This window comes from Paenibacillus taichungensis, from assembly GCF_013359905.1.
GTDB classification, from domain to species: Bacteria; Bacillota; Bacilli; order Paenibacillales; family Paenibacillaceae; genus Paenibacillus; species Paenibacillus taichungensis.
The window spans coordinates 830,348-842,869 of sequence record NZ_JABMCC010000115.1 but is presented as its reverse complement, the minus strand read 5'-3'; the positions used below and the strand labels follow the sequence as shown (position 1 = coordinate 842,869).

Sequence of the window (12,522 nt, the reverse complement as noted above, 5' to 3'; positions counted from 1 at the left end):
GGTTTAACAAAAAATAAGTACAAAGTAACGTTAACGCTGGGTAGTAAAACGGTATTTTACAATGGTATGTCTTCTACATTAAGTACCGCTCCAAAAGCCATTAACGGAATTACGTACATTCCTGTACAGGCTATTAAGGGTTTAGGTGCATCTATGAAATTTACTTCAAGCAATAACACATTAAATATTGAAATCTAGACTACTCCGTGGAGGGCGCTTGCTCTCCATTTTTTTGAATTAAGTTAGAAAGCGTGTACCACTTACTGTATTGTTTCTTTAGAATTATCGGATGTTCAAGCTCACTAATACATACCTTGGAGTGAACGAATGTTAACTAAAAAGTACCTGCTAAAACAATGGTTGGTTAAGGGACATGGCAACCATGCCGACAATGACGCACTGCGAAAGAAGCAAGCGAAGCCGGTTCGCGAAAAATCTACGAAGGCCTTCGTGCCTCTAATGAAGACCTAATTGCAGTGATAGGAGACTTCAACGATAGTCCCGATCGTGATTCATTATCCCCACTCCTAGCGGAGGGTTCAGATCTTAAAGACGCGAGTCAGATCGAGAGCTTCGATTTTGCAGGCCGGCCAGGTACTTGGGGTAACGGTGAAGCCAAAGATAAAATTGACTATATCTTGGTGTCACCTGCACAGTTCCAAATCGCACGTGGCGGGGGCATTTAACGCGCCGGCGTTTGGGGAGGTAGAAACGGTACACTATTTCCACACCTTCCGGAGATCAATAACCCTGCGCAGGCTGCATCTGACCACGCCGCAATCTTCGTAGATCTGGACATTTAAGCTTGTCTATCAGAGAGAACATGAAGAATGTAACGTTATGAGCGTCTCCCGGTATTCAACACGGAAACGCTCATTTAGTCTTTTCTGAAACAGTCTTAGATGCTAATCAGTAGGATAATTCAATTCGAGTAGAATGGGGTACTGGTACGAGTGTGTTGTTATATGAGTTCCTAAAAAAATTATTTATGAAACAAAGCAGCCAGATTATCTTATAATGGTTCTAAGAGATTCGTATAGGGCTTTGGCTAAGACACTAACACAGAAACTAGCTTCAGGTAACTGATGCAGAGAATGAAATTTATACAATACCAAAGCAATCGGAGCGTCGGACAATCTTCTAGTTGTTCAACTCGATGTTAATAATCCTTTAGACGCCAAAACAGCGGTCAAGACAACAATAGAAAAGTTCGGCCGAGTGGATGTATTAGTTAATAACGCCGCTAACTTTTGTGCGGGCTTCTTCGAGGAATTGAGCCCGGCTCAGGTTGAGCGACAGATCAGCACTAACCTATTCGGTCCAATGAATGTTAGCCGGGCAGTACTTCCTGTTATGCGTAAGGTGCGCTCCGGCCATATTATCTCAATTTCTTCGCTCGCCGGTCTGGTAGGACAGGATTTTTGTGGTGCGTATTCGGCTACTAAGTTCGGCCTTGAGTGATGGATGGAGTCCTTACGCTTCGACGTGGAGCCATTCGAAATTCATACAACTATTGGTGAACCTTGTTTTTTCCGCACAGAGTTACTAGAACCAAATTCACCCAATTGGCCTGAGTTATCCATCGACGACTATGCTGAGCGTACAGCAAAAACCCGTGTGATCTGGGAATCGATGAACGGTAAGTAGGTTGGCGATCCAGCCAAGCTTGCAACTGCACTTCTTACCATTGCAAGTTTCTGAGCTTCAGGAACAGATTAACGCTTACTGCCACCTGTCGACTAGTCTTTCATACGAATAACAGCTGCTTAAACAATAAGTTAATTATATTTCTGGAACAATAACGGAGGCTATCTCCGTTATTGTTTTTATTTTAGCAGTTTTAAAGGAATCACCTTATAATCGTCAAAAAAACCGCGCTGAGCACGGCTCCTAACTATATTTTCTTTCCCTCACCCAAACAGACGGCAATACAGACACCGTGATTTAGGAGAGGTTGTTTTCTAACAGTATTCCCACTTGTTTCCCCATAACATCAGGTGGATAAGGCATTCCATTTATAAACCACCACTCCACAATCCCTACATAAGCCGGAGAGATAAATTGGACCAATATATCTTCGGTGATTCCCCTGTCCTTGTTTTCAAACATATCCCATCCATTCTTTATATCTTCAGTGACAAATTCAAGGAAACGGTTGCGGAAGAAAGGAGCCCCTTTACTTGCTAACATCGCTGAAAAAAATGAGTAATTTCGCTCGAAGTATCTGAACCAAGTTACATTTCCTTCTACGGTGTCCGTTTCAGCTTCTACTTCACAAATTATCTTCAGTTCATTGATATGATTCTCGATGAGTTTATCCAGCAAATCAAATTTATCGATGTAGTGAAGATAGATAGTTCTTCGATTAACATTTGCCTTATCAGCAATGTCCTGAATCGTAATATCATCAAAACTTTTCTCAGACATCAGCTCTATGATAGCTTTTTTAATTGCCTCTTGAGATTTCAGACTTCTTCTGTCCATTTTAAGCATTGTTAAGTTCACCTGACTTCCTTGATGATAAATACACAATTTATATCAAACTGTGCAGTAATACACGAATGGGGATGGTTTAGTGATTGATGAAATTTTGATTATATATATAATTATACACGAAAGGGTAATAAACCATCAATGTGAATTTACTTCAATCGGTAAATTTATTTAAATTAAAAGGAGTGAATGCTTTATGCAAAAAGTGATTTTGAACAATGGCGTGGAAATGCCGATTCTCGGCTTCGGTGTATATCAGATTTCAGATGCAAATGAATGTGAACAAAGCGTCTATGATGCACTCATGGCAGGCTATCGTCTCATTGATACCGCTGCTGCATATCTCAATGAAGAAGCGGTTGGCCGCGCAATCAAACGGAGTGGTGTGCCAAGGGAGGAAATATTCCTGACCACTAAAGTTTGGATTCAGGATGCCGGTTATGAGAATACTAAAAAAGCATTTGCAAAATCACTGGATAAATTGCAGGTGGAGTACCTCGATTTGTATTTAATTCATCAACCATTTGGCGATGTATATGGCTCTTGGCATGCTATGCAGGAATTGTATCGTGAAGGAGAGATCAAGGCAATCGGAGTATGCAACTTCCCGCTGGATCGTCTGACCGATCTGATGGACCATAATGAGGTCGTTCCTGCCATAAACCAAATTGAAACACATCCGTTCACCCAGCAAGTAGAAAGTGCTCTTTATATGAAAGAGAACAATATTCAAATTCAATCCTGGGGGCCCTTTGCCCAGGGAACAAATAATATCTTCCAAAATGAAGTATTAGCTTCACTTGCTGAAAAGAATAATAAATCTGTGTCTCAAGTGATTTTACGCTGGTTAACACAAAGAGGCGTCGTAGTGATTCCGAAATCTGTTCACAAAGAAAGAATCATCGAAAACTTCAATATCTTTGACTTTGAACTTAGTCCTGAGGATATGGAGACGATTGCCACAATGGATACTAAAAAGAATCTTATCTTTTCATTTGACGATCTTGCAAGCGTCAGATGGCTCAGCAACGTTAAATTTGATATTTAATGCTTAGATTCACTATGCAGAAACTACTTGATTAGAAAGAGGGACAAGACAAATGGATTATACGAAGCTAGGGAATACCGGTTTGGATGTATCGAGGGTTTGCATGGGAACGATGGGCCTAGGTGTAGCTTCTGAGCGCTGGCCACAAAAATGGGTCATTGATGAAGAGAACAGCCGTGTAATTATTAAAAAAGCACTGGAACTCGGAATCAATTTCTTTGATACAGCAAATGTGTATTCGGACGGAATGAGTGAAGAGTTTCTTGGCCGCGCTGTAAAGGACTTTGCAAATCGGGATGAAGTCGTTATCGCAACAAAAGTATTCTTCCCTATGTATAGCGGTCAAAACAGTGCCGGCCTTTCCCGAAAGGCCATCATGACCGAAGTGGATAAAAGTCTGAAACGCCTGGGAACAGATTATATCGATCTCTATCAGATTCACCGCTGGGATTACAACACCCCAATTGAAGAAACGATGGAGGCATTGCACGATGTTGTGAAATCTGGGAAAGCAAGATATATCGGTGCCTCCTCCATGTTCACCTGGCAGTTCCAAAAAGCATTACATGTAGCTGAGAAAAATGGTTGGACAAAATTTGTATCAATGCAGAATCATCTGAACCTCATGTACCGTGAAGAAGAACGGGAGATGTTGCCCCTCTGTAAGGAAGAGGGAATCGGGGTTATTCCATACAGCCCGCTTGCATCGGGAAGATTGACTCGTGATTGGTCGGAAACAACACTCCGCTCGGAAAATGACCAGGTTCAAAGAATTAAATATGATTCAACAGCAGATACCGATCGGGCAATTGTAGACCGTGTTGCTGAGTTAGCAGAGAAACATGGTGTTCCGCGAGCTCATATTGCACTTGCTTGGCTGCTGCTGAAAGAACCAGTAACAGCACCTATTGTTGGGGCTACAAAAATATCGCATCTTGAAGATGCAGTAGCTGCTCTTTCTGTTGAGCTGACACCGGAAGAAGTTGCCTACATGGAAGAACCATATGTACCGCACACCATCAAGGGCCACAATTAATTTCAGCCTGACGAAATTTATATGATTGCAAATAAACTTGAACATTGGAGAGTGAGATTCGTCCATGGAAAATGTAAATCTGACATCTAGCACTTTGAAAGGACGTGTTGCACTCGTCTCAGGGGGGAGTGCAGGAATTGGCTACGGCGCTGCTAAGCGCTTGTCGGAGGCAGGGGCATTTGTGTATATCATCTCGCGCCGGCAAGAACAGATTGAACAGGCAGCGGCACGACTTGGAACATCGGTGCGTGGCATCGCTGTTGATGTTACTAAGAAAGAAGATTTGGAACGTCTTGCTGAGACAATCCGGAAAGAACATGGCAGTCTTGATATCATCTTTGCAAATGCCGGTGGAGGAAAAGCTATTGGATTCGAAGATCTCACTGAAGGGGATATCGACCACTTGCTCGGTGCCAATATCAAAGGTGTGATCTTTACCATTCAGACGATGCTTCCGATTCTCAAGGATGGTGCTTCAGTTATCCTGAACGCTTCGATTACGGCTGATATGGGTCTTCCTGGATTTGCAGTTTATGCAGCGACCAAAGCAGCAGTGCGCTCACTTGCGCGCAGCTGGACCACAGACCTTAAGCATCGGGGGATTCGGGTAAATTCAGTTAGCCCGGGTGTTGTGCCAACGGAGGGATACCGTACCGAACAGCACATGACAGAAGAACAGGTAACTGATTACGCGGAGCGTGTCACGAGTGAAATACCGGTAGGCCGAGTCGGAACGCCGGAAGATATTGGTGATGCTGTTGTTTTTCTGGCCTCTGAAGCAAGTGGGTTTATTACTGGCATTGACCTGATAGTCGATGGCGGTCAGACACGAGTGTATGCGGGGAAAAACTGATGAATACAACTTTGAAATCAGAGGAACAACATATCATCTGTGAAGTACAATGCGAATCGTCGAATCGCGAGAGGGTAAAAGAACTTCTCATGGAGCTTGTCGGACCTGCTCGTCTTGAGGCAGGGTGTCTTTACTACGATCTATATCAAAAAATTGAAGAACCTAATATGTTCTATATCTTAGACGGTTGGGTGAACGAACAAGCTGTAGCAGAGCATACCCAGCATCCGAATGTCCCAAGAGTGATGGAACAATTAAGTCCGCTGCTTCTTTGCCCTCCCAAGATCACGCTGAGTCAACGTGTGAGCAATCCATTATAGTTATATGTATCCATGAGGCAAAGACGCTGTCTAAAAAGCGTTCAGGAATGAGTAAGCTTTGAACAAAAATAAACTGGAATGAAAAAACGTCCCTTATCTTATGATAATGGGACGTTTTTATATAGAGCTCATTCGATTTAGAGATTGCGGATTCATGATTAATGCGATAACACTCATGTGTGTATAAATTATATTAAAAATAGACTATTCACAATTATCAAAAGGTCCAGATTTGTGCCATAAAACACAATGAGCGTATATTTGTGATTGAATTTTTCTGTGAAGCGAAGTTGGAGACAATGCATATTATTTTGAACTTAATGCACAGTATATTGGCATTCGAGCGGTAATACACAAATAGTGGATACTTGGCGATTGATCGTATTTTGATTAGCTATATAATTATACACACGCAATCTCGGAATACTTTCTTGCCAAATACAGCAGAGAAAAGAGGGTTCAAATGTCACAGGATATACAGGTTGCTTTAGTTACCGGGGGGAATCGAGGAATTGGTTATGAGTTGGTTAAACAATTGGCTCAGACTGGTTTTAGAGTTCTTTTGGCATGCCGAGATCCCAAGACAGGTCGTGAAGCTGCGCAAAAGCTGAAGGAATCCAATCTGGATGTTTCGTTTCTGAGAATGGATGTTAGTGATCAGGATAGTATTCGCAAGGCTGCAGATGAAGTCAATGAGAAGTATGGGAGATTAGATGTATTAATCAACAATGCTGGTGTGTACTTTGATGAGAATAAACAGCTGTTAACAATGGAACCTGAGCTTCTTGAGAACACGATGGATACGAATTTCTTTGGAGTTTATTATGTTGTTCGTTCCTTTATCACTCTCATGAAGAAGCAAGGCTACGGAAGGATTATAAATGTTTCTTCTGAAATGGGCGCGATGCGGGACATGTCTTCTCGGGGAACAGGTGCTTACAGGGTATCTAAGCTTGCTATGAATGGATTGACACAATTACTTGCTGCAGAACTCCAAGGAGATATCAAGATAAACGCAGTCTGCCCAGGTTGGGTTAGTTCAGATATGGGAGGGCCTTCAGCGCCAAAAAATCCAAAACAAGCAGCGCAATCTATCCTTTGGTTAGCAACAATTGGACCTGATGGACCTTCCGGGGGGTTCTTCAGAGACGGAAAACCACTGAAGTGGTAATTAGGTGGATGAACGAATTGCATGAAAAGTGATAAGAAAATGGGCATGTTCGCAAAAATAATGTAAACACTAAAGATCATAAAACCGTAGTTACTGCAGCGACGAGGTTGGAAATATTATCCTGGAGGACAATGGAAATGGATTATGTAAAACTTGGGAACACCCGTGTAGATGTATCCCGGCTCTGTCTTGGCTGCATGAGCTTTGGGGAAGCAGAGCGGTGGGAGCATAAATGGATACTTGATGAGGAACATAGTCGTCCTCTTATAAAAAAGGCTCTTGAATTGGGAATTAATTTTTTTTATACAGCGAACTGGTATGCGGATGAAACAAGTGAAGAGTTCATTGGCCGAGCACTTAAGGATTATACCAATCGGGATGAAATTGTTGGCTACGAAAGTTTACTTTCCGATGCATAAGGGTCAAAATGCAACGGGGCTTTCCCGAAAAGTTATTATGAGTGAAATTGATAATAGCCTTAGAAGACTAGGCACGGATTATGTTGATCTGTATCAAATCCACCGCTGGGATTATCACACACCTATCGAAGAAACCATGGAAGCATTACACGATGTGGTGAAGGCGGGGAAGGTAAGATATATTGGTGCTTCTTCCATGCACGCGTGGCAGTTTCTTAAAGCTAACCATGTGGCGGAGAGAAATGGATGGACCCGATTTGTATCCATGCAGAATCATGTAAACCTCTTATACCGTGAAGAAGAGCGAGAAATGCTACCGCTATGTAAGGAAGAAAAAATCGCTGTAATTCCATGGAGTCCACTAGCCAAAGGAAGATTGACGCGTGATTGGGATGAAACGACACATCGTTCTGAACATGATGTAATCGGCAAAAGATTTTTCCCTACATCATCGAAGTCAGATAGAGAGGTGGTTGAACGTGTAGCGGAATTGGCTAAAAAACGTGACATCCCACGCGCTCAGATTGCACTTGCGTGGTTGTTACAGAAAGAGCCGGTTACCTCTCCAATCATTGGGGCAACGAAAGAATCTCACCTCGAAGATGCGGCAACTGCTCTTTCGGTTACCTTAACAGCTGAGGAAGTTAGTTTTTTGGAAGAACTGTATATCCCACATCAAGTACTTGGTTTTAATTAAATAGGTTAATTGTAGGAAGCAGGAGGATAAGAAAATGCAAAAAATAATGTTGAATAACGGCGTGGAAATGCCGATTCTCGGATTTGGTGTTTTTCAAATCCAGGATGAAAAAGAATGTGAACAAGCTGTTTATGATGCCCTTATGGCTGGCTATCGTTTAATTGATACGGCAGCAGCTTATCAAAATGAGCAGGCGGTGGGGAGAGGAATTAAACGTAGTGGGATACACAGAGAAGAAATATTCGTCACTACAAAACTATGGATTCAAGATGCTGGTTACGATACAGCAAAAAGAGCTTTTGAGAAAGCGTTAGACAGATTGCAGTTAGATTACTTGGATTTGTATTTGATTCATCAACCTTATGGTGACATCTATGGTTCCTGGCGAGCGATGGAGGAAATGTACCATGAAGGCAAGATCAAGGCGATTGGTGTTAGTAACTTTCAAAATGATCGGTTATTGGATTTGATATTGCATCATAAAGTTAAACCGGCTGTAAATCAAGTGGAGACACATCCGTTTCTTCAACAAACGGAAAGTGCCCAGTTTATGAAAGAACAGACTGTTCAGATTGAATCCTGGGGTCCTTTTGCTGAAGGGAAAAAAGATATTTTTAACAATGAAGTATTGGTAGCTATAGGACAAAAATATAATAAATCTGTTGCTCAGGTCATCTTACGATGGTTAATCCAAAGGGGAATCGTCGTGATTCCAAAATCCGTGCGTAAGGAGAGAATCATCGAGAATATCAATATATTTGATTTTAATTTAAAAGAAGAAGATATGGACCTGATTCAAACTTTGGATACTAACGAAAGTTTGTTCAACCGTCCAAACGATATGGCGAGGGTGAATTCGTTAAATACCATGAGGTTCAACATCTAAAGATTTAAGGCTTATAAAAAGTAAACAGACAAGTATAGTCCCTTCATATGGAGGGACTATACTTTTTTTGTCATGAGGAAATTTCAAATATTTTAGATCTTAGATAACCCAACCTTGCAAATGGAATTTAACATTCACAGATCCAAGAGAAGTGTGTATTAATACACGATTTATGAGATTTTGGTGATTGTGAAGATTCAAATTTCATATATAATAAATACACATGAGTGGCATAAAACACTTGTATGAATTAAATTTCTAGCGATTTAAATTATATCTGCGAAGGAGAATAGCATATTAAGAATTATTTGAGTCAATGGTCCATGAAAGACTGAATTCTAAAATATAGATTGGAGATGTTTAAATGTCTAAGCGAAATAGTTTGTTTATTTTCATATTAACCTTGGGTGTCTTCGGTATTTTAAATACTGAAATGGGAGTTATCGGGATATTGCCTCAAATCGCTGAACACTTCCATGTGAGTGTGTCACAAGCTGGATTACTAGTGAGTCTCTTTGCACTTGCTGTAGCCATATCTGGTCCCATTCTTCCGTTACTATTCTCTGGTTTTGATCGCAGAAAAGTGTTGTTATTTGTCCTTGGTGTATTCGTTCTAAGTAACATTGTCTCAATATTTGCACCAAACTTTACAATTGCTTTAATTGCTCGTGTAATTCCTGCATTTTTGCATCCTGTCTATATTTCGATTGCTTTGACAGCAGCAGCAAGCTCGGTGAGTGAGAAAGATATTCCTAAAGCTGTTTCAAAAGTTATTTTAGGCGTATCTGCAGGTATTGTCCTGGGTGTTCCCATCACAACCTTTATCGCTAGTGTAGCTTCGCTTGATATGGCGATGACGTTTTTTGCCGTTGTGAATGCTATAGCATTCATTGGTGTATTACTTTTTGTCCCGTCAATGCCAGTGAAAGAAAGACTTTCCTATGGTGCGCAATTAAGTGTATTGAAAAAGTCGAAGACTTGGCAATCCATTGCTGCTGTCGTATTTATAAACGCAGCAACAGCTTCGGTGTATAGTTACTTTGCGGAGTATCTTGAGACCATTACACATGTTTCGGGAAATGCCCTTAGTCTAATGTTAATTATATTCGGTGTAGCAAGTCTGCTGGGAAACGTACTTGGCGGGAAATTACTTTCTAAAGATGCTGCTAAATCGATAATAATTTATCCCTTTGTATTTGGCGCAGTTTACATTTTATTATTCCTGATGGGCCAGTTCACAGCACCAATGTTCGTCATTGTCGTGATATGGGGAGTACTATATGCAATAGCCAATAATATTAGTCAATATTGGATTACGTCTGCAGCACCAGAAGCTCCGGAGTTCGCTAATGGATTGTTTCTGACCTCCGGTAACTTGGGCATAACCATTGGAACGACTGTGGGTGGATTGTTTATTTCAGGGATGGGCACCCGATACATCGTACTTGGAGGACTACTATTTCTAATCTTGGGCCTGGTCTTTATCTTACTGAGAATCTATATGGATAAGCCGGTAAGAAAACAAGCGACTGATCAGCAGTAATGGAACTGAATAAGGGAGAAAATATAGTGAATAAAAATAATACCAGCAAATCTGCTGTAATTGTCGGTGCGTCGCTTTCCGGATTAATGGCTGCAATCGCGCTTGCAAGAGCTGGATTACAGGTTACTCTTTTAGAGAGAGCGGGGGCGAAGCCACGCAGCGGAGCAGTTCTTCAAGTCGATAGTGGAGATATGGATCGAACAGTAACAGCACAAGTTTTAAGGAAACTTGCCTCAGGCGGAGTCAAGTCTGTTGAGGCTTGGTCATCTGTAGAATCGCGATTGTACGCAGAAGCAAAAGCTAATCCTGGAATCGACTTGCATTATGATAGCGGTGTTCATGCTGTTGACCAGGACGTGGAAGCTGCTTGGGTTGTAACGAATAGAGGGGAGAAATACTACGGAGATATTTTGATTGGTGCAGATGGTCACCGCAGCACGGTGCGCCGCCATGTTGCTCCGCATAAACCAAACGCGACCTTTGCGGGATACATGATATGGGTAGCTCTTGTAGAAGAAAAGGATATCCCTGAAGAGCACCGGCCTACTCTCAATGCCCCTAGGGTTGCAATGCCCGATGGAATTGGTGACTTTTTACTCGGTAGTATCGTCGCTGGAACAGATGGCTCCTACGCTCCAGGGTATAGACGTTTAGGATGGGCATGGTACGATAACTCCCGAAATGATCTGTTACGTCGTCTTGGATGTGTAGAAGGCAACGTTGTGCGGCATTCACTGAATGCTGCTGACATACCAGAAGAGACACTGATTGAGCTTGCTAAACAAGCCTCAGTAAGATGGCCCGAGCCGTGGTTAGCTGCGATCCTTCATAGCATTCATACTCGTAACCTCATAGGAACACCTATTGCTGAATATGTTCCTGACACACTTGTGAAAGGCCGTATCGCAATTGTTGGAGATGCAGCCCATGTACTTACGCCACTAACAGCATCAGGATTTAATTCATCATTACAAGATGCTGCAACTCTGGCCGATTGTGTTGCAGAGGGAATACAAGGAACGAAAGGAGCCGAGGCTCTTTTGGAATATGAGTCTAAACGGTTAAAAGGTGTACGTCAGATTGTGCAGTCGGGACAGTCCTTTAGTCGAACTTTTGGACGATAGTGCATGAATTTCTCAATTAATAGAAATTAATAACTCTACCATAAAACGACGGTACCGACTTAGATGATCGGCTACCGTCGTTTGTCGAGGGTGAGGAACATGGTCCCTTTGAAGTCGCTATTTTAGCGGCTTTTTTAATTTATCGGTACAAGTTCTTGTCCCAAGCCAAGGACAAGAACTTGTACCGATTGCCGAGTAGATGGATATCTAAGTGTAGAAGTGAGTCTCTTTTGATGGATTATGATCAAGAGACTAGCTTCAACGCTAAGAGGTTTTCCGCTGGAATTGTAATCCCATTTGAAATAGATAAAACAAGTTCGTTAACAAGTACTTTAGCAAAGAAAAGGGAAGGAAGCTGAATGTGATTTTGGATCAAGGGAAGGAAAAGATATGCAGATATCGTACTTAGTGCTGATTTGTCATTGTTAGGGACAAGAACTTGAACCGATTACCGTACTGGACAAAAACATATTACTATTGCCGATTAGGCGTATATCTAATCGTTACTTTGCCCGTTAATCCATTCAACTAATGGGCAGCTGTGTTTAATGAACGTTACAAAACTAGAGAATGGTTGCTTGAGTCATTTCAAATATTGGTATCTAATCAATTGCACAAGGGGAGTCAAAAAACTTCATGGAGGACAGGTTGTTTTTATTTTATTTGATCATACATTACATGTTAATTGTATGCATATCACATACTTAATCGATATTATAGAAAATGAAACTGATCATATGTATAGCTACTTTTAAAACTGCGATCCATTTGAGTAGTTGTTAAAGAATGCTCACAAGGCATCTATCATTAGAAATAGGTAGTTTGACTTACAGTTAACTCTAAGCCCTATACTCTGGTTAAGCTTACTGGGTGAAACAGATTCAACATAGTTGTGACCAGGTTAAAATTGAGGGATGAGATGGAGGAAGTAA

Annotated in this window: 13 protein-coding genes and 1 pseudogene; 13 read left to right on the top strand and 1 reads right to left on the bottom strand. The window is 41.5% G+C overall.

Translation table 11 applies throughout. From position 1 onward, the window contains the following. The 4 genes from HP548_RS22860 to HP548_RS33445 form a co-directional block, all read left to right on the top strand. The coding region (locus HP548_RS22860) for a stalk domain-containing protein (protein WP_217504780.1) at positions 1–198 on the top strand (198 nt) is incomplete at its 5' end. 278 nt (positions 199–476) lie between these two features. Beyond that, on the top strand, positions 477–686 hold the full coding sequence (locus HP548_RS33455) for an endonuclease/exonuclease/phosphatase family protein (RefSeq protein WP_246318164.1): 210 nt from the start codon (positions 477–479) through the stop codon (positions 684–686). Positions 687–1,119: 433 nt separating this feature from the next. Beyond that, the gene (locus HP548_RS33450) at positions 1,120–1,461 is read left to right on the top strand and encodes an SDR family NAD(P)-dependent oxidoreductase (RefSeq protein ID WP_257219670.1); all 342 of its coding nucleotides are present in this window, start codon (positions 1,120–1,122) and stop codon (positions 1,459–1,461) included. Between the two features lie 3 nt (positions 1,462–1,464). Beyond that, entirely contained in the window at positions 1,465–1,647 is a 183-nt protein-coding gene (locus tag HP548_RS33445; RefSeq protein ID WP_246318163.1) for a hypothetical protein, read from the top strand. A gap of 297 nt (positions 1,648–1,944) precedes the next feature. Here the strand turns inward: HP548_RS33445 and HP548_RS22845 are convergent, their stop codons facing one another. Beyond that, positions 1,945–2,493, bottom strand: coding sequence for a TetR/AcrR family transcriptional regulator (locus HP548_RS22845; RefSeq protein WP_099859307.1), 549 nt, complete (start codon positions 2,491–2,493; stop codon positions 1,945–1,947). Positions 2,494–2,689: 196 nt separating this feature from the next. Between HP548_RS22845 and HP548_RS22840 the strand changes: the two genes are divergently transcribed. The 9 genes and pseudogenes from HP548_RS22840 (at position 2,690) to HP548_RS22800 (ending at position 11,590) form a co-directional block, all read left to right on the top strand. Then, positions 2,690–3,541, top strand: a complete 852-nt coding sequence (locus HP548_RS22840) for an aldo/keto reductase (RefSeq protein WP_099859308.1) — start codon at positions 2,690–2,692, stop codon at positions 3,539–3,541. Between the two features lie 52 nt (positions 3,542–3,593). Beyond that, entirely contained in the window at positions 3,594–4,577 is a 984-nt protein-coding gene (locus HP548_RS22835; protein WP_099859309.1) for an aldo/keto reductase, read from the top strand. Between the two features lie 64 nt (positions 4,578–4,641). After that, positions 4,642–5,430, top strand: a complete 789-nt coding sequence (locus HP548_RS22830) for an SDR family NAD(P)-dependent oxidoreductase (protein ID WP_217504779.1) — start codon at positions 4,642–4,644, stop codon at positions 5,428–5,430. Further along, on the top strand, positions 5,430–5,750 hold the full coding sequence (locus HP548_RS22825; RefSeq protein ID WP_099859310.1) for a putative quinol monooxygenase: 321 nt from the start codon (positions 5,430–5,432) through the stop codon (positions 5,748–5,750). The genes HP548_RS22830 and HP548_RS22825 overlap by 1 nt, the downstream gene beginning before the upstream one ends. A 463-nt stretch (positions 5,751–6,213) precedes the next feature. Continuing rightward, positions 6,214–6,921 carry an SDR family oxidoreductase gene (locus HP548_RS22820; RefSeq protein WP_099859311.1) on the top strand — a complete coding sequence of 236 codons (708 nt, stop codon included), beginning with the start codon at positions 6,214–6,216 and terminating at the stop codon, positions 6,919–6,921. Positions 6,922–7,058: 137 nt separating this feature from the next. Next, positions 7,059–8,037 (top strand): annotated as a pseudogene (locus HP548_RS22815) (aldo/keto reductase). 34 nt (positions 8,038–8,071) lie between these two features. Then, positions 8,072–8,923: an aldo/keto reductase gene (locus HP548_RS22810; RefSeq protein WP_099859312.1), complete on the top strand. Its 852-nt coding sequence runs from the start codon at positions 8,072–8,074 to the stop codon at positions 8,921–8,923. A gap of 364 nt (positions 8,924–9,287) precedes the next feature. Continuing rightward, entirely contained in the window at positions 9,288–10,466 is a 1,179-nt protein-coding gene (locus tag HP548_RS22805; RefSeq protein WP_099859313.1) for an MFS transporter, read from the top strand. Between the two features lie 26 nt (positions 10,467–10,492). Beyond that, positions 10,493–11,590: an FAD-dependent monooxygenase gene (locus HP548_RS22800; RefSeq protein WP_217504778.1), complete on the top strand. Its 1,098-nt coding sequence runs from the start codon at positions 10,493–10,495 to the stop codon at positions 11,588–11,590. Positions 11,591–12,522: the final 932 nt, after the last annotated feature.